Genomic DNA, 24,846 nt, shown 5'->3' with positions numbered 1-24,846 from the left:
TTATTTTGTATTCGTTGTTGGTGCCGGTGATAGTAACGCCTCCAACTCTTCTGGTGTTAGAATATCACTGATGTTTAACATATTACTTTCATCATCTAGCGCCATCTTTGTACGGCTAAGTAAGTACCTTTTTTGAGTTGGTGTTAGGTCTTTGAGAGACTCAATCAACTCCCTAAAATTGCTATTATTCATTGCCATATTTCCCCCAGTTAAGCCTTGAATTTCTTTATTGCATATTCTTCAAGTAAGTGAAGATTTGTTGATTAATTGCAGCTAGCTCTTTAGTAACTATAGCTATATCTGAGCTATCTGGCGCTGTATCGTTTCTGGTTTTTTCTTCTATTCTTTGAAACGCAATGACCGCGGTGTCTTCTCCGAAACTCTCTAGAATGCCCTTTAAACTATGAGCTAATAGATAGAGTTCTGACCAACATTTGCTTGCATATAGCTCATCTATACGCTCTATATCATTCGTGTGATCTTCAAGGTATGTAGAAAAAACAGTGACGATCAGATCTACGTCGTTATCCATGTATGTATTGAGAACATCAAAATTAATCATGTATACCCCTATTAAACGTTGAGGTAGAGGAATGTTTCGGATAATGAAGGCTTAGCCGAAGGTATGAATGGCATAACCAGTATTTGAGCAGAAATAGTTTGCTTGTCGCTTGAGATAAACTTACAAAAAGAAAGTGATTGTTAAAGATATTTTGACTTATATCCAAACGGCAATGGTCGAAATGTAGGGATGAAAAAACTTCAACTCGCGTGTTTTTAACACAAGTAGCAAAGGGGATGTTTCCAAGTAAAACGCCGAGTCGGTAAGTGTCTTGCAGTCCTAGTTTAAGGCTATCGTTACATACGGACGCCAGACGTTCGCCAACTTTGACTATTCCTTCAGTCAAGGCTAACTCTCCTCATTAAGTACAAGTATAAATTAGCAATCTAGTTGCATATTGGCAAGTAATCTACGGCAAAAAAGGGACTCGAGTCCCTTTTGTATTACTAGCTTTGCTTAGAGTCCTGTTCTATTTGCTTCATAAGCTCGTTGGCTTTCTTCATAGCGCGTCTTGCGCTTGAAGTCCTTCGCTTATTAAGCAATATATCGGAGAAGCGTAAGTATTTATCAGCAGTTTTGAATCTTAAATCGTTAACATCCTGAAAACCAATAGGAAAGTTTTTCGAGAACAGATCCACATCCTTCACCAAGTTATCGAGATGAGTTGTCGTCCTTGCCTTTTCTAGGCGAGAATAAAAGTTTTCAAACTCTTCTTGGAACAGGATTCTAGCGGCATCTTCTGGAAACGGTAGAGGGTTGTTGGAATCTAGCGCTGTCTCATATAATTTCATTTCCAGCACTGCATCTTTCATCGCATTACTTATCTGTAAGTTCTCTTGATGCTCTTCTACGTTTGAAAAGAAGGTGTTCCCAACCTTAATAAGAGCAACAAGTGCAGCTGCGTCTTTCTTTTTGAGTGCTTCAGTGAGGTGCTGACCGAAAACATCGCTAGATAACGAACTTGGCGTGAAAGGATAACCTTGATGAATCTGATTTAACTCATCCTTGAGCTCATAGATGGATTTACTGCCGTCTTCTTTACTGTACCGAGACTTTTCAAGTTGACTGTTGATTTGCCTTGCTATCGAAAGTAACGTGGAGTGCTTGCTTGACTGAATATCTAAGGCAAGAACTTCTATTTTATGTGAGTCAGGGTAGTAGGTTTTTGCTTTATCAAGTATGGACTCAATTTCATCATAATTCGGGTAGTTGTTGGCATCAGAATTCAAAACCTGATCAATTTCAGATTCAAACTCGCTGAGAATATAGGTCTTGTGTAAGCGTAATAAGCCAGCCTTAACGACTGGATGTAAGCTTTTTTCACTATCAATCAGTGCCAAACTTTTTTCTGCTGGCGTATCAAGCTGCCACTCTTGTCCGGCAATTTGATCATTTTGCTTGCTAATAACGGTTTCCAAAGTGGCGATGGTTTCTTGTTGCTGCTGATAACCAAATACAATGCCGCTAACTAATAATATACTCGCTGCCGCGCCGCTAGCGATAGGCCAATAGCGCATATTCAATTTGCGTTTCAACTGCTCAGGGGTCAGCTCGTTCGGAATGATGCCAGTTGAAAATACGCTTGAAAATATTGGCCACTTAGATGCGGGCATGTTAGTTGGTTTAGAGACCTTGATCTTCTGTTTGAGAGCTTCATTAACTGGAGTTCTTGCGTAAGGGTGTTTGCAACTCAATAACTCGTAAGCAATACAAAATAGAGCAAACATATCGTCGCTTAAGTTCGGTTCCTTACCGGATAACAGGTTGAGTGATGCATAGTTGGGAGTATAACCAAGCGTTTCAACATTTTCGGATTTACGTTTAGCCGCATATTGATCCTGCTTTAATTGATGAGTTTTAGATACACCAAAATCAAGCAGCTTAACGTTACCCTCAGACGTTAAAATCACATTAGCGGGCTTTAGGTCGGCGTGCACTACACCAAGAGAGTGAGCATATGAGAGTGCATCGAGTACCTGATTTAGGATTGATAAAGTTGCATTAAACTTCAGCCCATGGGGCCTAGAACGCTGTATTAAACTCTCTAATGTTTCTCCGTTAATATACTCCATAACTAAAAAGTATATTTCGCCATCAACACCAAAATCAAAAACCCTAATGATATTAGGGTGGCTTAACCTTTGAGTTTGTTGAGCTTCACGTATTAACATGCGTGCAGTCTCTGGTTGAGAAGCAAACTCTTTCTGTAATATTTTTAACGCAACGTAGGGTGTTTCTGAACCTGAAGATTCAAGAATCTTATCTTTAGCTAAGTAAACATCGCAAAGCCCACCATGCCCAATAACCGACTCAATTTCATACCGATTTTTAACGGTCGTTCCTATTAAGCTTTCGTTAATAACATCTTTGTTATTATTTAATGAGTCATCTTTATTGTTTTTTTTCTTATTAACTAACGGAGTGTTTTCTTTTTGAGACAGTTTTGTATTTGTTTCATTTTTATTTTTAACGGAGGTTTCATTATTAGTGAGTTTGGTTGATTTAATTGCATTGTCTCGTTTTTGAGTCTTTACAATTTTAGTTTTATCTCCGCTTTCTTCGTTATTTATAGAATTGTTTTTATTACTGTCTTCCATCACAAGAACTCCGTATAAATGATGGGGGAATATATACCTTTCTGCTCAATGAAAAGTCATTATGTTAGAATTTCTCGGCCAAACTAACATTCGTTTTTTTATTGATGAAAGTCTAAGTGTCAAAAATTTGAACTTGGTTGGATAATTAAAATTGTTGAACAATACGTGATTGCTTTGATAAAAAAATGATTCATTATTCCGTGCATGATTTTCAATGGCAGTATTAAGATTTTTATTAATCTTACTGTTAATAAGAAAGCAGTTAATAATAAAATTAAAAATAATATCTAGCAGGTCTTTGGCGAGGTTTACATGAAGTTGGTTTTAACCATAACAAGTTTTCACAAATTTACTCCAGAGATTGAGAGTGAGTTCGTGTTTGAATCAAGTGATGAACATGCCAAGGTTACATTTGGTAGGTCTGAACAATGTGATTGGACACTACCAGATCCTGAAAGAGTGGTATCCGGAACCCACGGAGAACTGATTAAGTTTGGTGACAAATACTTGATAAAAGACCTCTCAACTAATGGTACTTTTGTAAATAATGCTGTAACTCCTGTGGGTCAAGGAAATGAAATAGCACTAAGCGATGACGATATGGTTAGCTTAGGGGATTATCAAATTTCAGTTTCTATTCAAACAGATACAGATGTATTCAGTCTTGAGACAAGTAAAAGTCTTTCTAGCGCACCCCCTGAAGTAGTCTCAAGTCCATCGGAAGCAGAATTTGTTGACCTAGGCCTTAGTGCTAGTGAACTCTTAAACGAAAGTGTTCCTTCTGACTTTCAGCTAGATATTGGTTTAGTCGATGATTTTATTGATATCCCAAAGCCCGAAAAACAGAGCACCGTATCTGAAACTTTACCGAAAGTTAACCGACAATCAGAACACCTATCGACTCCCAACTTTGATACCAATGGGGGTGAACTTGCGGCTTTTGTTAGAGGGGTGGGTATAGATCCAATGATGATTCCCAGCGATAACCGAGAGGAATGGTTCGAACAACTGGGGGAGTCATTTTCTTTGATGCTAGTTGGTTTAATGGAAACACTGCATAACAGAGCAGTGTTTAAACAAACAAATCGACTTAGTCATACCGCATTTCGTAAGTCAGAAAATAACCCTTTAAAGTTTTCTGCAAACTTAGAAGATGCGATTCATAACTTATATAACCGTCAAACCGCTAGCTTCTTAAAGCCAAATGCAGCCATTAAAGAAGCATTTAATGACATCGAAAGTCATGAGCAAGCCTTAATGAAAGGTGTTGAAGGTACGGTTTCGAGTGTTATGTCACTTGTTGAACCTACTTCTATATACTCAGATGCTTTAGCGAAAGACACGGTTATTAATAAGGTTATTCCAGCTAGAAAATATGCTCAAAGTTGGAAGAGGTTTGAGGATATTCATGAAAAGTTATCCGATGATATTATCAATAAAGAGTCTCCGTTCTATTTAGAAGACTTCGCTAAGCACTATGAATTAGCATTAAAAAACAAAGGCTAGGAATTAGGGTGATGAAAAAGTTTTACCAATATATTTTGTTATTAATTTCAATAGCTTTATTTGGGTGCTCAGCAGCGAACCTAGTTGTTGATCCATACTCAGATTTAGAAATAGCAGCAAGTCATAACATTAATCCTGATTCAAACGGCAGGCCTTCTCCTGTAGTGGTGTATGTATTTGAATTAACGTCAAATACCATTTTCGAAAGCCAGGACTTTTTTTCTATTTATGAAGAAAGTGAAAAAGTCTTAGGACCTGATTTAGTGAATAAATATGAAGTTTCATTAACTCCAGGTCAGAAAGAAACATATCAAGCAAGTATGTCTCCAAAGACAGAATATTTAGGCATTGTCGTAGCGTTTCGAGATATTGAAAACTCAAATTGGCGACAAGTCATTAAAGTGGATAAGACCGGTTACAACACATATCAAGTATTGTTAGAAGATCTGTCTTTGGTCGTTAAATAACGTTTAGTTGGCTAATTATAAATGACGCAATACTCCAAGACGGCTTGGTGCGAAGGAATGTTTTTACGTCCCCAGCACTTCCAACAACAAGAACGCGCAACCTCTCAAGAATTCAAGGGCTTACATCAGTTAGGTGGGGTTTACAATTGGGGAGTTTGGAAATGTCGAGTAAAAAAACACGCGCTAAAAGATGGTCTTATTGAACTTGAGCATCTTGAAGCTGTTTTGCCAGATATGACGTTGGTTAATACGTTAATATCCAACGATTCAGTTTCGCCTCTACTTATTGATAAAAACACTGAAAATACGTTAGTAAAAATAACTCTCCCTCTTTCAAGTGTTACAGGTAAAAACGTTTCGGATGTAAGCGAATCGATCCTCTCTCGTTATGTACTTCAAGATATCGACGTGATAGATAACCTTACAGGACAAGATGAAGAAACCATCCAAGTTGCAGCCCTCAACCTTGAGTTGAAAGCGAGTAATGACAAATTAGCGGGTTATGTGGAGTTACCTATCTTAAGGATCAAAGAGGTAACTCCTGAAGGGGAAGTTATACTAGACGATGAGTACGTTCCTCCGCTTATCAATCTCCTGAGCGATAAAGTCATGTCAGCTTATCTACGTAACGTTATCGCGATGACAAAGATGCGTGCTGACGTTATTGCGCAGCGCTTGATTAAGGGCAAATCTGCATCGGCATCTGCTGTTGATTTCATCATGCTCCAAATGTTGAACCGATATGAGGCGAAGTTAAAGCATTTCAGTGAGTTAGATAGGTTACATCCACTGGAATTAGCGACGACACTTAAAGGTTACATTGGTGAGTTAGCCACTTTTTCTAATAAAACTAAAAGACTCCCAAGTTTGCTTGCGTATGATCACTTAGATGTATCAAGTGTTTATAGCGAGTTGAATCAGATACTCAGTCAGTACCTCAGTGTTGTTCTTGACCAAACTGCGACCAAACTTCCGTTGGAGCCTCGCCAATACGGTATTCAAGTGACGCCGCTTCCAGATAAACGCTTGCTTGAGTCATGCCAATTTGTGCTAGCAATTAAAGCAGATACCACAACAGATGAAATAAGACGCCTGGTCCCAGCGCAACTCAAGTTTGGCCCGGCAGAACAGATTCGCGATCTAATTAATAATCAGATCAACGGTATAAACGTAGTGCCGTTGAGTGTCGTCCCGAGACAGATTCCTTACCAAACGGGCTATGTCTATTTCGAAGTTGTCAAGAAAGGGCCATTTTGGATGAGGCTAAAAGATAGTGGCGGTATTGCGCTTCACCTATCAGGGCATTTTCCGAATGCTGAACTTGAGCTTTGGAGTATTAATCAATAGGCGCGCTCTGTATGGAACAAACGATAGTAAAACCAACACCGGGTGGAAGAGCACCCGCATCGAAACCACAATCAGAAAAGTCTGTGGATAATACCGTAGTTATCTCAAAAAGCCCTGAATTGGTGAACAATGATTCAGTGGTCGCTTATGGGAATAACTCTCTACTAGCAGAGGCGAATGGCCTGTTATCTATTATCGGTCAAATTCGGTCGACAGCGACTCATTCCGATCCGTTGTTTCTAAAAGAGACATTGGCACAAAAGCTTAGAGATTATGAGAACCGATTACGTCAGCATGACGTTGATTTGGATACCATTGATACAGCTCGTTATTGTTTATGCTGTTCACTAGATGAAGTTGTCCTTAACACCAATTGGGGTGGGCATTCATTCTGGAGTCACGATTCATTACTCAGCTCCTTCTATGCTAGCAGTCAAGGTGGGGAAGCGTTCTTTAAGCATCTTGATAAGTGCATGGCGAAACCAGATGCGAACTTAGATTTGCTTGAACTAATGTATGTGTGCTTATCTCTCGGGTTTCTGGGTCAATACCGTTTAGAAAAAAATGGACTGGAATCGCACCGGAAATTGAGAAGACAGGTTATTGCTACTCTTAAGTCTTATGGGAGAGGAGTCCCTCAGGAGCTAAGTAATAGTATCGACCAACACATTTTGAATGGCTCAAAGGCTTCTGATAGAGCCCCTCTTTGGGTTGTATGTTCTGTAACGGCGGCATTATTGGTCTGCATATATATGTATTTTAGCTATGAGCTAAATAAGGCATCCAATCACACCTTTTCTCAATTAGTCAATTTGATTCAACCGCAACAACTTAAGCAAGATGCAACGTCAGAATCAAAATCAGCGCCAATTGCAGAAAAGATTTCAATGTATCTAGCAACTGAGATCGGTAAGGGGCTAATCAATGTTGAGCCGCTGCAAGACAGGGTAAGAATTTCGTTAAAGTCTCAAGATCTATTTGAATCAGGTAGTGCTGATGTTGTCGCTTACATCCAACCCGTTATTTCTAAGCTTGCGAGAACATTGGAGTCGACCCAAGGCAAGATCATTGTTACTGGTCACACCGACGATAGGCCTATTTTCACGAGTAAATATCCCTCGAACTGGCACCTATCATTAGCTCGAGCCACTGCTATGTCTGAACAACTGATCTCGAATAGTGCATTAGAAGGGCGAGTGATACCCGAGGGATTGGGGGATGCAAGACCATTAGTTGAAAACAGTAGTGATGAAAACCGAGCTATTAACCGCCGGATTGAAATCGACCTTCTTGTCGCGAATTAATAATAGGTAGATAGAGATGCGTATTAAAGAAATTGGCAGAATATTTACTCAAAGATGGTTTCTCGGTCTTATCGGTGTCGCTGCTTGTTCTATTTTCATTTGGGTTGTTGGTCCACTTATTACGATAGCGGGGTATGAGCCCCTAAAGAGTGACTTTCAACGGCTAGTCACTATTCTTGTGTTAGTGTTGCTTTGGGCGATATTTAACGTTACCAAGCAGCATAAGCAGAAGGTGAAAGAAGACGAAAGTATTCAAACGTTGCTTGAGGTTGATAGCCAATCAGATAAAGAAGCGGCAAGTGAAATTGACTTAATGCGCGAGCGTATTGAGCAAGCTGTCAAAGTAGTGACGAAAACACACAAAGGCAAGAGAAGTTTGTATGACTTACCGTGGTATGTATTGATTGGCCCTCCTGGAACGGGGAAAACAACCGTATTAAAGCAGTCGGGGTTAGAGTTTCCATTAGGAGACAGCCTTGGCTCTGACTCTATTGCCGGTGTAGGTGGCACTCGCCACTGTGATTGGTGGTTTGCAAATAAAGCAGTTCTTATAGATACGGCTGGCCGGTATACGACACAAGACAGTCAAGAAAAGGTCGACTCTAAAGCGTGGCATGGTTTCTTAGGATTGTTGAAAAAGTATAGAACGCAAAGACCAATTAATGGTGCGATTGTTACGATAAGCTTAGCCAGCGTGATGTCTCAGACTCGAACCGAGCGAAGTCTTCATGCTCGAGCAATTAAGTCGAGACTTCAAGAACTGAAAAACCAGTTAGGCATGCAGTTTCCGATTTACGTATTGCTCACCAAAATGGATTTAGTTGCCGGTTTCAATGAGTTCTTTGCCGATTTAAGTAAGGGAGAGCGAGAGGAATTATTTGGTTTCATGTTCCCTCGTGAAGTGGATGATGAAAGAGGCGTTATTTCTCTATTCAACAAAGAGTTTCATGGCATGTTGGAGCGTCTTGATGCCCGTATGCTTAGAATACTTGAAACTGAGGACGATTTAGATAAACGCGCGCTTATCTTTGAATTTCCAAAGCAATTAAGAGTGCTACAAGCTAATCTTGACGAGTTTTTAGCTGAAATTTTTGCACAAAACAGTTTTGAAGAGCCTGCCTTGATTCGTGGTGTGTTTATGTTGAGTTCGGTTCAAGAAGGCTTACCAGTCGATAAGCTGATGAATGAATCAACCAATGGACTTGGGTTAAATCGTTTAGCTCTAGCAAAGAGTCAGACTGGTTCTCATAGTTATTTCGTAAAGAATCTTTTTGACAAGGTTATTTTCAAAGAGCAACTGTTAGGAACAGTTAATCGTCACTATCAAAAGCAGTCAGGTTGGATGCGTCGAGGTGTTTACATTGGATGTACAACGCTACTGCTAGGAGCTTCTGCGCTTTGGTTTATGAGTTATAAGTGGAACTCACAGTTAATTGTCGATACCAATGAACAAGCTAGCCATATTGATGCACTGATTGGCGCTCAAAGTTTAGATTTTGAAGCGGATATTGTTTCAGCTGTAGAAACATTAGATAGGTTGATGACGCTTCCTCTCGGAAAGCAAAGCAACTACGGTGATGCCGACTCTGTAAAGAGGTTTGGTCTCTATCAAGGAGACAAAGTATCTCAGGCGGCAAACAATGCATATTCTGATGCTTTGACCCAATATTTCGCCCCTTTGCTTCTTGATAGCCTGGTGTCAGAAATGGAGAGCAATCAACAGCATCGTGAGTATTTGTACGAAACGTTAAAAACGTATTTGATGTTATTCAATCCAGACAAATATCAACAAGATGAAGTGTTGGCTTGGTTTAACTTTTATTTCGAACGTCAATATCCGGGTGAGCTAAACGCAGACTTAAGAAGACGCTTGCTACAGCACACTCAATATTTATTAGGCAACGATGGACAAGGCTTTACTTACAACACTGCTGCTGTGACGAGTGCTCGAGAAGTGTTGACTCAAATGTCTCTACCTGAACGTGCTTATCAGCGAATGAAAATACAATTTTCTAAGAGTCATGTACCTTCATTTCGCTTGACTGATGTATTGGGACCTAAAGGGCTTGAGCAGTTCGAGCGAGCTAGTGGAAAACCGCTATCACAAGGCATTTCGGGTTTCTACACGTACAATGGTTTTCATAGCATTTTTCAGATTCAGATCAACCGTACAGTAAAAAGCCTAATGGAAGAGAACTGGGTTTATGGTGACGATCTTAAGGCTCATGAAATTGATCAAGATAGTGCCATCCAAGGCGTTCAGTCTCGATACTATCAAGATTATGTTAATGAATGGAAAACGTTGATCGAAGATATTCAATTGAAGCAGGCTCCGAGCCTAGAACTTGCGACAGAGCAAGCGAGGGTTTTATCTGGAGTTGAAAGACCAATCGAATCTTTGTTGAGAGCAATCCAAAAAGAGGTTGCTCTATCAAAAGTATCATTGTCAGAAAATCAAAAAGCCGCTTCTGAAGTTGCTGGTAAAGTTGCCAAAGTTAAGTTTTCAAATACGGCAGATAGACTAGACATGTATTTACCTGAAGAAAACGGCTTCAATGTTGCTCTGCCAGGTAAAGAAGTCGAATCGCATTTTTCAGAGATCTTACGCCTTGGTGAGCAAGACTTTGATGATATTCAACAAGCAATGGTTAACTTGCGTTCGTATTTAAGTGACTTATCAAGCTCTGGTAACAATCAGAAAATTGCCTACAAAAGTATTTTAGATGGAACCGTTACACAAGATGTCGCAGCTTCCATTGCTCGTGCTAAAGAACTTTTGCCGAGACCATTTAATCAATGGCTAGGTGAGCTTTCTCAAGAGTCGGTTAAGTTTGCGGAGAGCGGTTCGAAGGATCATCTAAATCAACTTTGGGTAACACAGGTGGTCCGCCCTTATCAGCGGACTATTGCTGGCAGATATCCATTCGAGCCCAACGCGAGCAGAGAAGTTAGATTGAAAGACTTTAAGCGATTCTTTGGTTATGGAGGTATGCTTGACGCATTCTTCCAAGAATACCTCGAACCGTTTGTGGATACTTCGAAAAGTCGTTGGCGATTAGAAAAGGAAATTGGAGTTCGTCCAGAAACACTAATGGTCTTTCAAAGAGCGCAACGTATCAGGCAGTCTTTCTTTGAATCTGATAATTCATTACGCGTAGAGTTTGGGATGAAGCCTGTTTATCTAGACCAGCACATTACTCGATTTGTCTTAGAGTTGGGTGGACAAGATTTGGTTTATAAGCATGGACCAGCAAGAGCTAAATCGTTGAGTTGGCCTGCCGGTCAAGATCAGACTCGAATTGTGTTCACACCACCTGAATCTAAACGCGAAATTGCGCATACCTATGAAGGTGAGTGGGGCATATTCAAGCTTTTGGATCAATCACTTAAAGCAAGGCCAGAATCGCGTAAAGACAATATAGTTATGATTGATTTAAAGGGAAATAAGGTGCAGCTAGAGCTTATTCCTTCTAGTGCCATTAATCCGTTTTGGTCAAATGAAATGGAGAGGTTCAGATGTCCACGAACCTTGTAACATCAGGCTGGGGATATATCGGCAAAATGCCTGCAAAAGGGGACTTTGTGAAAGATGGTTTATCACAAGATTTCTCGGAGCGTTGGCATGATTGGCAACAGGCGGTTATTGCAGTCAGCAGGGAACAACTGGGTGAAAGCTGGAATGAGCACTTTTTAACGGCTCCTGTGTGGCACTTTGCTTTGGATATTAGCTATTTAGAAGACTCAACCTACATTGGTAGCATGATTCCTAGTGTTGATGCATGCGGTAGATACTTTTTCTTTACTATAGCTCGTGCCGTAAAAGGTGAAGCTGCGCAATATTGGGGTGACAGAGCTTGGACAGAGGACAGTGCCGCTCTTGCTCTTTCAGTACTTGAGGACGACTTTGTCTTTGATGTTTGGCATAAGAGTACTCAAGAAAAAAATGACCTCGTTGCGAATGTAACAAGTGAAGTGAGGCCTCTAGAGTTTCTTTATCAAAGCCAAATATCTACAGTTTTTCATGATCACGGCAATACTGATCAAAACACGCTTTTGAATTACTTCATTAAAGAAAAATTGAGTAAACCATGTTTTTGGTGGACTGAAGGTTCAACGAAGGTTGAACCATGCATGTTCATTACTAGTGGATTTCCTTCAATTGGTCAGTTTTCAGCCATGCTTGATGGCGGCTGGAAAAAGTGGAATTGGTAGGATAGAAGAATGAATTGGAACTATTTTACCTTTGCTAAATCGCACGCAGGAAAAGTACGCCCTTATAACGAGGATGCTCTGTTGGATATGACAGAGCAGCATATTTGGGTGGTTGCCGATGGAATGGGTGGACACAGTGCTGGCGATATAGCAAGCCAGATGCTAGTGGATAGAGTCGCGCGCCACATGCAGGATGTCTCCAATACTAATATCGATGATATCCGAAGAGTGGTTCAAGAAGCGAACTTAGAAATTTACCAATACGCACAAAATCACTTAGACGGTAAAACGATGGGAACAACACTTGTTTTGTTGTTTATTCAGGATGGGTATTACCACTGTCTTTGGGTGGGTGATAGCCGAATTTACCAGCTTAGAAGTGGTAATTTTGTCCAAAAAACACGTGATCATAGTCAAGTCATGGACTTAGTGGATCAGGGCTTATTGGCATTTGAAGATGCCGAATCGCACCCTCTTGCAAATGTTATTACCAGAGCTGTTGGGGTCGACGAAAGTGTCACTATTGATCAAGTTTCAGGGCAGTTGGCTGACGGCGATCAGTTTCTACTCTGTAGCGATGGACTCTCTAAGGAACTTACGAGTGATGAAATTCATCGGACATTGTATGCAGACTCAGTCAACCAAGCTGGATTAGCGCTCATGCATTCGGCTTTGGTTCGGGGCGCAAGTGATAACGTAACTTGTGCTTTGATCAAAGTTCGCCAAGCGCAAACGGAGTGCGAAACAGTAACTAGAGAAGACGCGACGATACCTGTCTTTCTAAGAGGGAGAGCTTATGAGTAATGAAATGTTTGATTGGTATGAACAAGCGTTGGCTCCTATATCTCAAGAAAATCCTACAGGTGTTGATCCTAGAGAGGATGTATCACCACAGTCTGCTTACTATCGGTTGAAAGATCAGCGTATGGCCGCCCGCAACGCTGAACGTAATGCTCTTATAGAAGAAGAAAGTATCTATACCCACAGTAATTTATGGCGAGTATTTATTGAAGATGTCCCAGAAATACTCACGAATCAGTCTAAAGATTTGGAATTTGTTGCCTGGCTTATAGAAGCCCTAACTCGATTGTATGGTTTTCGTGGTATGGGCGTTGGCTACAAACTCGCAACCAGTTTAATTGAGAACTTTTGGGATGATCTGTACCCAATGCCTGATGAAGATGGTATTGAGACAAGAATATCGGCGATTATTGGCCTCAATGGTATCGATAGTGAAGGAACACTTATTTTTCCAATTGCTTGTATACCATTGACTGACTTAGGCGTGGAGCAAGCTTATGCCTATTGGGAATATCAGCAAGCTATAGAGCTTGAGCGCTTAGACGAAGATAAGCGCCGAAATCGAGTCGAGCTTGGGGCTGTTGAGCTATCTGAAATTGCAACTACGGTTAAGTCGACTTCTGATACGTTTTATCGAGAATTAATCACGGATTTGGAGTTCGCTACGGAATCATTTAATGAATTCAGTCAGCGATTAGATGAAGCGGTCGGTGATGTGACTCCTAGCTCTTATATATCAAAAAGACTTGAATCAATACACTCGGCATTAAAGCACCTTCTTGGAGATCGTTTTAATCAACCACAAGCAGTGATTGAAGAGCTAGAGGATCTTGATGAATCTTCTTCTGAACAACCGTTAAGTGCACAAAGTTGTGATGCATTATTAGCGACAAACATGAAATCACGAGAGCAGGCAATTAGACAATTGCAGCAAGTAGCTGATTTCTTCCGAGAGAGTGAACCTCACTCACCAGTTTCTTACTCCATCGAACAGATCATTCGTTGGTGTGGGATGCCTCTGCCGGAGTTACTGGCGGAACTTATCTCCGACGGGGATGCAAAGAAAAGCTACTTCCGTTTGGTTGGCATAGCAGAACAAAATGAAAATTAATAAAGGGAGAATGGTATGACGAGTATCCACTCGAAACTATCACGAGTACGGAAGCCTCGTGTCCACATTACCTATGATGTTGAAACTGAAGGTACGACTCTTAAGAAAGAACTGCCTTTTGTTGTAGGTGTAATGGGTGACTTCGCTGGTCAAAACACAGAAGCGTTGAAGCCATTAAAAGACCGCCGTTTTATTCAGATCGATCGAGATAACTTTGACGATGTACTCAAAAAAATGAATCCATCGGTGAAGTTTAAAGTTGCGAATAAGCTTGCGAATGACGATTCACAGTTTGAGGTCGATTTAAACTTTAAATCAATGCAAGACTTTGAGCCTGCTGCGATCGTAAATCAAGTTGATCCACTACGCCAATTGATGGAAACGCGTAATAAACTGCGTGATTTGATGACAAAAGTTGACCGCTCAGAAGAGCTTGAAAATATCCTAGAGGATGTTTTGAACAATACAGACAATCTGGCAAGACTTGCAGGCGAGTTAGATCTTGGCAAGAAAGCGAAGTCAGACAGTACTGAAGGAGCGGAATAATGACGACTGAAGCTGAAAAACAGTTAGATCCAACTGTTAATGAACAGACAACTTCATTCTTAGATCAAGCTATTGGTGCGACTAAGCAGACCGAAGCTTCTCGTGCTGAGGAGCTGATTAAAACGCTCGCTGAAGAAGCAATGAAAGGGACAGTTACTTGGAACAAAAACCTAACAGTAACTTTTCGTGAAGCGATTAATTTGCTCGATAGGCAGATTTCTGATCAGTTGTCTGAAGTAATGCATCACCCAGAATTACAGAAACTCGAAGGTTCTTGGCGTGGCTTAAATTATCTAGTGATGAATTCAGAGACCAGCTCTACTCTGAAAGTTCGCATGATGAGCATGACCAAGAAAGAGCTACATAAAGACTTGAGCAAAGCTGTTGAGTTTGATCAAAGCCAGATCTTTAAAAAGGTTTACGAGTCTGAGTTTGGTAGTGCTGGTGGTGAACCGTATGGTGCATTGATTGGAGACTATGAGTTTACCAACCACCCAGAAGATATTGAGTCGTTACGCCTAATGTCAAATGTAGCGGCTTCTGGCTTCTCTCCATTCTTGTCCGCGGCTTCACCAGCACTATTCGGCTTTGATGAGTGGACTGAGCTGTCAAAACCACGCGACCTAGATAAGGTATTTGAATCACTAGAATACGCCCAATGGCGTTCGTTCCGCGAGAGTGCCGATTCGCGCTTCGTTAGTCTGACTATGCCAAAAGTCCTTGCTCGTTTGCCATACGGACAAGCTACCGCTCCAGTCGAAGAGTTTGGGTTTGAAGAGTTCGAAGTAGATCCTGTTTCAGGTATTGCTGTTAACGCTGAACATAACGACTACTGTTGGATGAACTCTTCGTATGTTCTTGGTGTTAAGTTAACTGACGCATTTTCAAAATATGGATTTTGTACTGCCATCCGTGGTGCAGAAGGCGGCGGTCGAGTGGATAACTTGCCAACGCATTTCTTCATGAGTGATGATGGCGACCCTGATATGAAGTGCCCAACAGAGATTGGTATTACCGACAGACGTGAGGCGGAGCTTGGTAAGCTTGGTTTCTTACCGCTTTGTCACTACAAAAACACCAACTATGCAGTGTTCTTTGGTGCGCAAACCTGTCAAAAACCAGCGAACCATGAATCCCCTGAAGCAACGGCCAATGCGGCCATTTCTGCCCGCCTACCTTATATGATGGCAACATCTCGTTTTGCGCATTATTTGAAAGTAATGGCTCGAGATAAAATTGGTAGCTTTATGGAAGCAGAAGACGTTGAGTCTTGGCTGAACCGCTGGATCCTAGGTTACGTCAATGCTTCTGAAGGCGGTGGTCAAGAGATCAGAGCGAAATACCCTCTAGCAGACGCTCGTGTTCAGGTTAAGGAAATTCCTGGCGCACCTGGTTCTTACAATGCCGTAGCATGGCTGAAACCTTGGTTGCAAATGGAAGAACTGACTACATCTTTGCGACTTGTGGCCAAGATCCCTCAGTCAGGTGGATAAGAAATGAATTGGCTGGTCGAAAGGCCAGCCATGACCAATCTTTATGTTCTAGATGGAATTAGCAGTGTCACTTAACTTTCGCGACCCTAGCAAGCTAAAACATGAGTTTAGTACCGGAGGCTATGCTGAACTTGATAGCCCGTGGTTGACTCGATTCAATGAATCTTCTGATCTTGTAGCGTCAGCGCGAATTTGGCTAGAAGGTACACGTTCAAGAGATTTGGACAGCTTTCGTCATAGTGTGATGAACACAATTAACCGCATTGATGAGCTATTAGAATCTCAACTAAATGAAATATTACATCATCCTGAGTTTCAACAGCTCGAAAGGGGGTGGGTTGGAGTTAGGTATTTATGTGAACAGGTTGATTCTCATTCATCGGATTCTGTAAAAGTTAAGGTTTTAACGGCGACATGGAATGAAATCAGTAAAGATGCTTTAAAAGCCATCGAGTTTGACCAATCAGCACTATTTAAGTTGCTCTATCAAAATGAATATGGCATGGCAGGGGGAGAACCCTTTGGTGTGGTGGTTGGAGATTATCAGCTTCGCTGTGATCCTAGTAAAAATTATTTTGATAGAGATCTGTCTGTGTTAAGTAAGATCTCTCAGTCTGCAGCTGCAGCATTCAGCCCATTTATCATGTCTGCATCGCCAGAGATGTTTGGTGTTGATAGTTTCGCTCAACTCTCTGCGATAAGAGATATAGCAGCCCAATTTGAACAGGAAGATTATGCAAAGTGGCGTAGTTTGAGAGATAACGATGACGCTAAATTTATTGGTTTGACTGCACCTAACGTCTTGTTCCGTCAGCCATACAAAAGTGATGGCTCGCGGAATGATAAATTCAATTTTCAAGAACACGTCTGCGACTCCAACCGAGATTTGCTATGGGGGAGTAGTGCGTACTGTTTTGCTGCTGTATCAATTAGAGCATTTCAGGAACATGGTTGGTTCACGCATATGCGAGGGATTAAACAAGGCGATTACAGTCAGGGTATTATCGTCGCTCCTACAAGGAGCAAGATGCGTGTTAATGGCAAGAATGATCGTGAAAGATGTCCGTTAAACTTGAAAATCTCTGAGAGAAAAGAACAAGAATTGTCTGAGTGCGGTTTTATTTCTATTTCTCCAATACCTGAGACCGATATGGTAGGGATGACCTCGAATGTATCTCTCTACAAGCCCAAACAATACGCAGAAAAGCATATTTCAACGAATGCAAAACTGACATCGATGTTGCAATACACATTGTGTGTATCGCGAGTCGCACATTATCTCAAGGTTATGGGGCGTGACAAAATTGGTGGGTATCAAGACGCGGAAAGCCTAGAGCGTGACTTTCAACGCTGGTTACATCAGTACACTACCGCATCAGATGAAGCGTCTGATGAGCTTCGGGCTAAATACCCCCTAAATGAAGCGAAAATTACAGTTCGAGAGAAAAGAGAAACTCCTGGACATTATTACTCAGTTATCCATTTGCGACCGCATTTTCAACTCGATCAAATGGTATCTAGCATTAAATTAATTACCGAATTATCACCAGAGCACATGGTGTAAGGAAATAACAATGACTCAATGGAAAAATGCTTTGTCCCAAGGCCTATTGCAACACGCTCTAGAGCAATTAATTGATGAAATTAAAGCAACCCCTAAAGATGCGAGCTTGAGAAGTTCCTTCATTGAGCTTCTTTGCATTGATGGGGACTTCGAGCGTGCGGACGCTCAGCTCATGCAATCGATTAAATTGTTTCCTGAGTATCTGCCTGGTGCAAGTCAGCTACGACATTTAGTGAAAGCAGCTCAAGCTAGAAAGGATTTTATCAATGGTGCGGCTAGTGCCAAAGTATTAGGTGATGAGGAATTAACTAAAGAGCTTGTTCGATTTAATCTTGCTCTCGGAAATCAAGAGTACGAAGAAGCGTCACGTCTATCGCATCGCATTGAAGAGCATCGTACTATTAAAGGGTTTAACGTAAACGGCACAAACTACGAAGATGCTAGAGATATTGATGATCGTTTAGGTGGTTACATTGAACTGTTTTCTACAGCAGGTAACTATTTTCTTGTACCCATATCGAGCATCCATACGCTAGAAGTTAAAGCACCTACTTCTTTGTTAGAGAGTATTTGGCGACCTGTCGAGTTTGATATCGATGGACTTGGTGAAGGCGAAGGCCATATGCCGTTGACATATGTTGACTCAGAGACCGATGCGCAAAAGTTAGGTCGAGAAACGGATTGGAAGCAGATTGGTGAGCAAGAATCTTTTGTTGGCTTGGGTCAAAAATGTTGGTTAGTCGGTGACTCAGCGCTTCCAATCTGTGATTTGACTACATTATTAGAACAGAAACAAATAGCGTAGAAATATCATGTCGTTAACCGTTTCTCTGCTCGACAAATTGATAGATAGTGATCCTCTCACTCGAGATGAGAAAGACTTCCCTGCAAGCCAGCAACAAATGTTGAGCAGCTTACTTAGAGATCTAGAGTCGATGCTGAATAGTCGTATTGGATGGAAAAACATTCCTGATGATCTTCTAGAGGTTCGTTATTCAATATTGAATTATGGGCTGCCAGATTTTTCCTCAATGCCCTATAGCAGCCAAGAAGGGCAGAATCAGCTTTGCGACATTGTTCATGATGCAATTAAAGAGTTTGAGCCGAGGTTAAGGAACCCTCATGTCCAGATTTCGGACGAGAAAAACGCTATTGATAGGGTATTGAGGTTACAGATAAATGCCACTTGCTTAATTGATAACAGTATTCATGAAGTGCGATTCAATTCTGAAGTAGAGCCGGTAAATTTAGGTATGAAACTGAGTAGAGCAAAATGAGTGAAGAGTTTCTCAAGTACTATAATCGCGAGTTAGCTTATTTGCGTCATAAAGGGCAAGAGTTTGGGGAGCAGTATCCTAAGATTGCTGCGAGACTTCGTATTAGTGAGGAACAGGTTGACGATCCACACGTAGAAAGATTGTTAGAAGGCTGCGCATTTCTAACAGCAAGGATTAGACAAAGCTTAGACAATAGTTACCCTCAGTTTACAGAGTCTTTGATGGGACAGTTATATCCGGATTTTCACGCCCCAATCCCGTCAATGTCAGTCATTAAAATGAGCTGTTCGAACTCCACTTCCTCTTATTTTGATGTAGAAGAAGGCGAGCGAGTTGTTATCGGTGCTCCTGGATATCATGAGTGCGAGTTTAGAACTTGTTATCCGGTCAGAATGTATCCTGTTGATGTGACCTCTGGCGTTTTTAAAAATGCGCCTTTCAAGCCAGTTGGCTCACGATGGGAAAGCAATGCTCATTCAGTTTTGAAAGTACAGCTCACGGCTCAAGATGAAGAGACTCCTCTTGGTGAAATGGGGGTAGAACGGCTGCGCTTCTATTTAAACGGTCAATCTCAATTGACTTTTAAGCTCTACCAAATGCTGTTTCAAAACCTAATTGGTTTATCTGTTGTTGTGGATGGCAAAGAAGTTCGTCCTTTAACCAAAAGACATCTTTCTGAAGTGGGATTTTCAGAAGATGAGAAAGTTGTGCCATACAGTAAAAGAAGCTTTTCAGGAGCAAGATTACTTGTTGAGTATTTACACTTTCCTGAGAAGTTTATGTTCTTTGATATCACCGAACTTGGATTATCAGAGCTAGATCTTAGAGAGCAAGTCGAACTGTATTTTTACTTTGATACCAACGATGACTGGCTTCCAAAGCAAGTGGACGAAGAAAGCTTAATGGTAGGCTGTGTGCCTGTGATCAACTTATTTAAAAGTATTATGGAGCCTAAGCGTATTCTACCAACTGAATACGATTACCACTTGTCTCCACAATACCAAGAAGCTGAAAGTAATGAGGTTGTCTCAATTTCTGACGTAACGTTGAGAAACTGGAACAAAACGTACCACAATTTGCCATGTTATCACGCTGGTGAGCACACGCATTATACGAACACTAGTGAGATTTATTGGTTGATGAGACGTGAGGATAAGAACTGGGCTGGTGGGTATGATGAGCCAGGTAGAGAAACTTACATTTCTTTTGTTGATAAAAAACATCAATTGTTCAGCCCGGATAGCCGGGAAAACTGGTTAATGTACGTGGAAGCTGAGTGCTGTAACCGCAACTTAGCGCAGAAACTTCCATTTGGAGGTGGGCTGCCGCAAGTATCTTTACCGGAGGTTAATGACAATTTCGAATCTGTTCGTTGTTTAGTTTCTTTATCAGAAACTATTCGGCCAGAAATGGATGAAAGCACACGATGGCAGTTAACTAAGCTTTTAACTTTAAACCATTTTACCGAGGAAGATGGTTTAGCAACTTTGAAGCAGACCCTTAATCTCTATGCATTTTCTGGGACAGCAGAAACGAAAGCGGTAATCGATGCTTTAACTAAGTTAGAGTTTAAGCCTACTACAGGAAGAATTAGTCAGAAAGGTAAAGTTGGATTTGCGCACGGTATAAAAATTATTTTGACGGTTTCTGATCAAATTTTACCTAAAGAGCAGATCTTTCTCTTAGGTAGTGTTTTATCTGTTTACTTCTCGCAATATGCTGAAATTAACATTTTTACGCAGTTAGAAATAAGACTTAAGTCCACGGGAAAGTCTTTCCACGTATGGCCCGCATTAACTGGCGATAAGGTGTTGCTATGAGCGCGGAACAGTTTTATCGAGAATTAAAGCAACATCCATTGTTTGAAGCGATTCATCTTATTGAACACGAAGTTCTGCAAGCAGAGGCGCAAATAGGAACAGATGCGTTACCGAAGCATGAAAAGCTAAACTTAAAGGTTAATCCATCATTAGGTTTTGAAAATGCTCAGCTTTGTGAACTGAAAAATATAGATGACAACAAGTTAGAGATTGAGACCAATTTAATTGGCCTAACGGGTGAGCAAGGTGTGCTTCCCCAGCACTATAGTGAATTAGCTTTACATCGCCAAAAAGAAGGCGATACGGCTATGGTGGACTTCTACGATATTTTCAATCATCGCTTATTATCTCTTTATTATCGATGTTGGCAACTGAGTCAGCTGACTGTTCAGTCTCGTGCGCATGCGCAGGGCGCGCGTTCGCCGTTAGAAAGCTGTAAATCGGCATTAACTGGGGAAGGGAGTTCACTGTCCCGGCACTATGGTGGTGTGTTTGCTTCACCAATGAGAAGTAAAGGTGGACTAAAAAGTATTCTTGAATGTTTATCTGGATGCCAAGTAAAAGTTCATGAATTTCAAGGACAATGGTTACACCTTACGAAAGAAGAGCAAACACGCCTTGCATCCCGAACTATGCCTGAAGGGCAGTTTGCTCAACTTGGTTTTGGAGCTTCTTTGGGTTCGAAAGCATGGAATATCAACGCGGGGACAACAATAGAATTTCTGCCAAAAGATAAACAGCTAGTTAGTAAATTGCTTCCTAACCAACCCAATATAGCAATCATTAAGAACGCTGCTTATGAGTTGATTGGAAAACATAAACAACTGAAGTGGCAGCTCACCACCAAACATAGTTTGCTACCACAAGCTTGTTTATCGAAACAGCAGGGGCAGTTAGGTATTGGTTCTGTGCTTAAAAAACACGAACGTACAAAAGATCGAACTATAACAATTACTATTTAAAGGAAATGTAATGGCTTCACTCTCACTTTCAGCGTTGGTCGAAAGATTGTCTCCTCAGGCTAAGGAAACACTTGAACAGGCAGCTGCGATGGCAAGCTCCCGAACTCATCACAGTATTGAAATGTCTCACTGGTTAATGATGATTATCCGCCATCCTGACGATATTTACTCTGAAGTTTTTGACGAATTTGATGTCGATAAAATCAAGGTTGAAACCGATATTCAAAAGGCATTAGAAAAATACAAAACAGGATGCCAGTCGGTGCCTGGGCTATCAGCTCATACGGTGACTGTTATGCAAAATGCCTTGTTATCTGCAACCATTGAATTCAATCAAGAACAGTTGGGGTGCATCCATCTTTTATTTGCCTACTTGTCTGATGATACGTTAGTCAACATGGCTGGTTCGATTAGTCCTGAACTAAACAAGATAGAACCATCTCGCTTATTGAACTTTAAAGAAAGTAATGCGCCTCAATCAAGATCGAATGACTTAGCGCAGTCAAACGCGAATTCCGCCTTGAATCAATTTACAACAGACCTTACTGAGCAAGCTAGGGAAGGTAAAATAGATCCGGTGATTGGTAGAGATAATGAAATTCGCCTAATGATCGATATTTTATTAAGACGCCGACAAAACAACCCGATTCTTACGGGAGAAGCTGGTGTTGGAAAAACAGCCGTTGTTGAAGGTTTGGCGCAAAAGATCATTGATGGCGATGTACCTCCCGCTCTGCAAAATGTGGCAATTAAGTCTCTGGATTTGGCGTTACTGCAAGCCGGCGCGGGCATGAAAGGTGAGTTTGAAAACAGGCTTAAGAACCTTGTTAAGGAAGTAAACGACGCTCCACAGCCTATTATATTGTTCATTGATGAAGCTCATGGCCTAATTGGCGGTGGTGGGCAAGCGGGCCAAGGTGATGCGGCGAATATTCTGAAGCCAGCATTAGCGAGAGGTGAACTCAGAACGATCGCAGCAACAACGTGGGCAGAGTATAAAAAGTATTTTGAAAAAGATGCAGCTTTAACTAGGCGTTTTCAAGTCGTAAAGGTTGATGAGCCTGCCCCTGAACTCGCGATCGAAATGTTACGAGGCTTACTTGATGTAATGGCACAACACCACGATGTTCATATCACTAACCAAGCTCTCAATGCAGCGGTCCAACTCTCAGCTCGATACATTAATGGTCGTCAACTGCCAGATAAAGCGGTTTCTGTTTTGGATACGGCCTGCTCTCGAGTTGCGTTAAGTCAGTCATCTACACCGGGAGGCCTAGATGCGAAAAGAAATAAACTTAAAGCAAAGCAAGCTGAGTATGAGCATCTTAGCCAAGAGAATCGGCTAGGAGCATCTCTTGATGTGCAGCTGCAAAGTGTCCGAAAAGAGATTGATGCGCTATCTAATGACATTATTGAATTAGAAGTACTTTGGGAAAAAGAAAAAGAATGGGTAAGTGAAGCTAAGTCACTTAGAACCCAAATAATCCAGGAGGGTTCTGAGACTGCGAGAGACAAGTTACAAGAGCTTGAAAATAACCTCTCCGCTAACTCACAGCCCTTAGTTTTTTCGCATGTAAATGAAGCGCTAATCGCAGAAGTTATTTCGGATTGGACCGGTATACCGCTGGGTAAACTTCAGGATGATGAAATCCAAGCAGTATTGGGTTTGAAAGAAAGTTTGTGCAAGCGAGTTGTCGGGCAGGATCACGCTTTAGAGCTCATGTCTGAAGTGATAAAAACTGCGAGTGCGCAGCTCACGGATGAGACACGACCAAATGGTGTATTTCTCCTAACCGGACCAAGCGGAGTGGGTAAAACCGAATCGGCTTTGGCGATTGCAGAGAAAGTGTATGGTAGTGAAGAAAATGTCACGACTATCAATATGTCGGAATTTAAGGAAGAGCATAAAGTCTCATTGCTATTAGGTTCTCCTCCTGGTTATGTCGGTTATGGAGAAGGAGGTGTACTGACTGAAGCTGTTAGACGTAAACCTTATAGTGTAATTCTCCTCGATGAAATGGAAAAAGCGCACCCTGGTGTTCAAGATATTTTTTATCAGGTATTTGATAAAGGCTCAATTAAAGACGGTGAAGGTCGAGATATAGACTTTAAAAACACTATTATTATTATGACCGCGAACACAGGGACCGAAACGACGATGTCTTTGTATTCTGATCCTGATTTAGCGCCTGAGCCGTCAGCACTAAAAGATGCTTTACGCGATGATTTGTTGGTTGACTTTAAACCAGCATTTTTAGGGCGTGTGAATGTATTACCTTATTTGCCTCTATCAAGAAAAGTATTGATAGAAATAACAAAACTAAAGTTGGATAAAATTACGACTCGTATTCGTAAGCACTATAACGCTGACCTGTTTTTTGATGAGGAACTAATTAATGATATTGTAGACAATAGCAATGAGTCTGGGAGTGGTGCGCGTGTGGTACAAACAACCATAGAAAATACATTGCTTCCGAAGATTTCTCATGAAATATTGCATGCAATTCTTAATGATAAGACGTTTGATGAAATTATTGTTAAAGGTACAACTAGTGGACTTGATGTCTCAATAGTTTAACATCCTTTACACTCTCAATAATAATTGGGATTTGGTTCATATTAACTATTATTTTTTATAAAAAACGCTTAAATTAAATCTTATTTAAAGATATAACAGGGCGTATTTAAAATGAAGTTTTTGATACATTAATCACTAATTATCACCAAACGTCAGATAATTAAATTATTACGATATATGTCAATTAATAATGCTATAGGAGATTAGCATGCAGTCTAATACGTATCTTAAATACGCAGATATTAAGGGTGAGGCAACAGCCGAGCAATACAAAGATTTGATTACACTACTATCTGTAGATTGGAGTGTAGGTCGTGAGATCTCATCATACACTGGTACAGCGATGGACCGTGAAGCGAGCGCTACTCGTCTATATGATTTGACTATCACTAAACTTCAAGACCGTTCTTCTCCTGACTTATTTAAAGAAGCGACGATTGGTAAAGGTAAACCAGCGGTTTTCCATATTACTAAGCAGGGTGAGAAGGTTGAAGAGATCATGAAGATCGAACTGACTGATGCGATGATTTCTAACTACTCAGTTTCTATCCAAGACGATCGTCCAGTTGAAACTATCACAATTTCTTACACAGAAATGATGATGACAGTGACTCCTACTGACGATAAGAACAACACTTCTGCTCCATTGGTATACGGCTACAGCGGTGTTAAAGGTCAACAAATGTAATTTTCATGCGG

General features: G+C 41.0%; 20 protein-coding genes. 17 read left to right on the top strand and 3 right to left on the bottom strand.

Going from position 1 to position 24,846, the window contains the following annotated elements:
* From R7E42_RS10920 to R7E42_RS10910, 3 genes are all read right to left on the bottom strand, one after another.
* The gene (locus tag R7E42_RS10920) at positions 1-192 is read right to left on the bottom strand and encodes a hypothetical protein (protein ID WP_025767706.1); all 192 of its coding nucleotides are present in this window, start codon (positions 190-192) and stop codon (positions 1-3) included.
* A gap of 34 nt (positions 193-226) precedes the next feature.
* Entirely contained in the window at positions 227-562 is a 336-nt protein-coding gene (locus tag R7E42_RS10915) for an Hpt domain-containing protein (RefSeq protein ID WP_031781126.1), read from the bottom strand.
* Positions 563-1,008: 446 nt separating this feature from the next.
* Entirely contained in the window at positions 1,009-3,159 is a 2,151-nt protein-coding gene (locus R7E42_RS10910; protein ID WP_258660937.1) for a serine/threonine-protein kinase, read from the bottom strand.
* 312 nt (positions 3,160-3,471) lie between these two features.
* Between R7E42_RS10910 and tagH the strand changes: the two genes are divergently transcribed.
* The 17 genes from tagH (at position 3,472) to R7E42_RS10825 (ending at position 24,835) form a co-directional block, all read left to right on the top strand.
* Positions 3,472-4,665 carry a type VI secretion system-associated FHA domain protein TagH gene (gene tagH / locus R7E42_RS10905; protein ID WP_005375931.1) on the top strand — a complete coding sequence of 398 codons (1,194 nt, stop codon included), beginning with the start codon at positions 3,472-3,474 and terminating at the stop codon, positions 4,663-4,665.
* A gap of 11 nt (positions 4,666-4,676) precedes the next feature.
* Positions 4,677-5,132, top strand: coding sequence for a type VI secretion system lipoprotein TssJ (tssJ, locus tag R7E42_RS10900; protein WP_005375933.1), 456 nt, complete (start codon positions 4,677-4,679; stop codon positions 5,130-5,132).
* Positions 5,133-5,153: 21 nt separating this feature from the next.
* Positions 5,154-6,479 (top strand): type VI secretion system baseplate subunit TssK, encoded by a 1,326-nt coding sequence (gene tssK, locus R7E42_RS10895; protein ID WP_318072653.1) that lies wholly within the window; start codon positions 5,154-5,156, stop codon positions 6,477-6,479.
* An 11-nt stretch (positions 6,480-6,490) separates the two neighbouring features.
* Positions 6,491-7,783, top strand: coding sequence for a type VI secretion system protein TssL, long form (gene tssL, locus R7E42_RS10890; protein ID WP_318072652.1), 1,293 nt, complete (start codon positions 6,491-6,493; stop codon positions 7,781-7,783).
* A 16-nt stretch (positions 7,784-7,799) separates the two neighbouring features.
* Positions 7,800-11,318, top strand: coding sequence for a type VI secretion system membrane subunit TssM (gene tssM / locus R7E42_RS10885; protein ID WP_318072651.1), 3,519 nt, complete (start codon positions 7,800-7,802; stop codon positions 11,316-11,318).
* Complete coding sequence (gene tagF, locus R7E42_RS10880) at positions 11,300-11,995, top strand: type VI secretion system-associated protein TagF (protein WP_213893381.1); 696 nt, start codon at positions 11,300-11,302, stop codon at positions 11,993-11,995. Before tssM ends, tagF begins: the two co-directional genes overlap by 19 nt.
* A gap of 9 nt (positions 11,996-12,004) precedes the next feature.
* Positions 12,005-12,799 (top strand): PP2C family protein-serine/threonine phosphatase, encoded by a 795-nt coding sequence (locus R7E42_RS10875; protein ID WP_005375947.1) that lies wholly within the window; start codon positions 12,005-12,007, stop codon positions 12,797-12,799.
* Positions 12,792-13,907, top strand: a complete 1,116-nt coding sequence (gene tssA / locus R7E42_RS10870; protein WP_262627903.1) for a type VI secretion system protein TssA — start codon at positions 12,792-12,794, stop codon at positions 13,905-13,907. Before R7E42_RS10875 ends, tssA begins: the two co-directional genes overlap by 8 nt.
* A 15-nt stretch (positions 13,908-13,922) precedes the next feature.
* Positions 13,923-14,453: a type VI secretion system contractile sheath small subunit gene (gene tssB, locus R7E42_RS10865; RefSeq protein WP_005375949.1), complete on the top strand. Its 531-nt coding sequence runs from the start codon at positions 13,923-13,925 to the stop codon at positions 14,451-14,453.
* Positions 14,453-15,946: a type VI secretion system contractile sheath large subunit gene (gene tssC / locus R7E42_RS10860; RefSeq protein ID WP_005375950.1), complete on the top strand. Its 1,494-nt coding sequence runs from the start codon at positions 14,453-14,455 to the stop codon at positions 15,944-15,946. Before tssB ends, tssC (R7E42_RS10860) begins: the two co-directional genes overlap by 1 nt.
* Positions 15,947-15,998: 52 nt before the next feature.
* Positions 15,999-17,510 (top strand): type VI secretion system contractile sheath large subunit, encoded by a 1,512-nt coding sequence (tssC, locus tag R7E42_RS10855; RefSeq protein WP_047100991.1) that lies wholly within the window; start codon positions 15,999-16,001, stop codon positions 17,508-17,510.
* A gap of 10 nt (positions 17,511-17,520) precedes the next feature.
* Positions 17,521-18,315, top strand: a complete 795-nt coding sequence (locus tag R7E42_RS10850) for a type VI secretion system accessory protein TagJ (protein ID WP_017635622.1) — start codon at positions 17,521-17,523, stop codon at positions 18,313-18,315.
* Between the two features lie 7 nt (positions 18,316-18,322).
* Positions 18,323-18,787 carry a type VI secretion system baseplate subunit TssE gene (tssE, locus tag R7E42_RS10845; protein WP_017635621.1) on the top strand — a complete coding sequence of 155 codons (465 nt, stop codon included), beginning with the start codon at positions 18,323-18,325 and terminating at the stop codon, positions 18,785-18,787.
* Complete coding sequence (gene tssF / locus R7E42_RS10840; protein ID WP_137282594.1) at positions 18,784-20,607, top strand: type VI secretion system baseplate subunit TssF; 1,824 nt, start codon at positions 18,784-18,786, stop codon at positions 20,605-20,607. Before tssE ends, tssF begins: the two co-directional genes overlap by 4 nt.
* Entirely contained in the window at positions 20,604-21,569 is a 966-nt protein-coding gene (gene tssG / locus R7E42_RS10835; RefSeq protein WP_222711883.1) for a type VI secretion system baseplate subunit TssG, read from the top strand. Before tssF ends, tssG begins: the two co-directional genes overlap by 4 nt.
* 10 nt (positions 21,570-21,579) lie before the next feature.
* Positions 21,580-24,147: a type VI secretion system ATPase TssH gene (gene tssH, locus R7E42_RS10830; RefSeq protein ID WP_025767715.1), complete on the top strand. Its 2,568-nt coding sequence runs from the start codon at positions 21,580-21,582 to the stop codon at positions 24,145-24,147.
* A gap of 208 nt (positions 24,148-24,355) precedes the next feature.
* Positions 24,356-24,835, top strand: coding sequence for an Hcp family type VI secretion system effector (locus tag R7E42_RS10825; protein WP_005375967.1), 480 nt, complete (start codon positions 24,356-24,358; stop codon positions 24,833-24,835).
* Positions 24,836-24,846: the final 11 nt, after the last annotated feature.

This window comes from Vibrio sp. Vb1337, assembly GCF_033338715.1.
In the GTDB taxonomy this organism is placed as follows: domain Bacteria; phylum Pseudomonadota; class Gammaproteobacteria; order Enterobacterales; family Vibrionaceae; genus Vibrio; species Vibrio alginolyticus.
The sequence above is the reverse complement of the archived record's forward strand: the minus strand, read 5'-3'. Positions and strand labels throughout refer to the sequence as shown.

Excerpts from the sequence above, each read along its gene's own strand:
- tssL (WP_318072652.1), top strand. The coding sequence starts at position 6,491 with ATGGAACAAACGATAGTAAAACCAACACCGGGTGGAAGAGCACCCGCA.
- tssK (WP_318072653.1), top strand. The coding sequence starts at position 5,154 with ATGACGCAATACTCCAAGACGGCTTGGTGCGAAGGAATGTTTTTACGT.
- tssE (WP_017635621.1), top strand. The coding sequence starts at position 18,323 with ATGTCGTTAACCGTTTCTCTGCTCGACAAATTGATAGATAGTGATCCT.
- tssB (WP_005375949.1), top strand. The coding sequence starts at position 13,923 with ATGACGAGTATCCACTCGAAACTATCACGAGTACGGAAGCCTCGTGTC.
- R7E42_RS10875 (WP_005375947.1), top strand. The coding sequence starts at position 12,005 with ATGAATTGGAACTATTTTACCTTTGCTAAATCGCACGCAGGAAAAGTA.
- tssA (WP_262627903.1), top strand. The coding sequence starts at position 12,792 with ATGAGTAATGAAATGTTTGATTGGTATGAACAAGCGTTGGCTCCTATA.
- tssC (WP_005375950.1), top strand. The coding sequence starts at position 14,453 with ATGACGACTGAAGCTGAAAAACAGTTAGATCCAACTGTTAATGAACAG.
- tssH (WP_025767715.1), top strand. The coding sequence starts at position 21,580 with ATGGCTTCACTCTCACTTTCAGCGTTGGTCGAAAGATTGTCTCCTCAG.
- tagH (WP_005375931.1), top strand. The coding sequence starts at position 3,472 with ATGAAGTTGGTTTTAACCATAACAAGTTTTCACAAATTTACTCCAGAG.
- tssC (WP_047100991.1), top strand. The coding sequence starts at position 15,999 with ATGGAATTAGCAGTGTCACTTAACTTTCGCGACCCTAGCAAGCTAAAA.
- R7E42_RS10910 (WP_258660937.1), bottom strand. The coding sequence starts at position 3,159 with ATGGAAGACAGTAATAAAAACAATTCTATAAATAACGAAGAAAGCGGA.
- tagF (WP_213893381.1), top strand. The coding sequence starts at position 11,300 with ATGTCCACGAACCTTGTAACATCAGGCTGGGGATATATCGGCAAAATG.
- R7E42_RS10850 (WP_017635622.1), top strand. The coding sequence starts at position 17,521 with ATGACTCAATGGAAAAATGCTTTGTCCCAAGGCCTATTGCAACACGCT.
- tssF (WP_137282594.1), top strand. The coding sequence starts at position 18,784 with ATGAGTGAAGAGTTTCTCAAGTACTATAATCGCGAGTTAGCTTATTTG.
- R7E42_RS10915 (WP_031781126.1), bottom strand. The coding sequence starts at position 562 with ATGATTAATTTTGATGTTCTCAATACATACATGGATAACGACGTAGAT.
- R7E42_RS10920 (WP_025767706.1), bottom strand. The coding sequence starts at position 192 with ATGAATAATAGCAATTTTAGGGAGTTGATTGAGTCTCTCAAAGACCTA.
- tssG (WP_222711883.1), top strand. The coding sequence starts at position 20,604 with ATGAGCGCGGAACAGTTTTATCGAGAATTAAAGCAACATCCATTGTTT.
- R7E42_RS10825 (WP_005375967.1), top strand. The coding sequence starts at position 24,356 with ATGCAGTCTAATACGTATCTTAAATACGCAGATATTAAGGGTGAGGCA.
- tssM (WP_318072651.1), top strand. The coding sequence starts at position 7,800 with ATGCGTATTAAAGAAATTGGCAGAATATTTACTCAAAGATGGTTTCTC.
- tssJ (WP_005375933.1), top strand. The coding sequence starts at position 4,677 with ATGAAAAAGTTTTACCAATATATTTTGTTATTAATTTCAATAGCTTTA.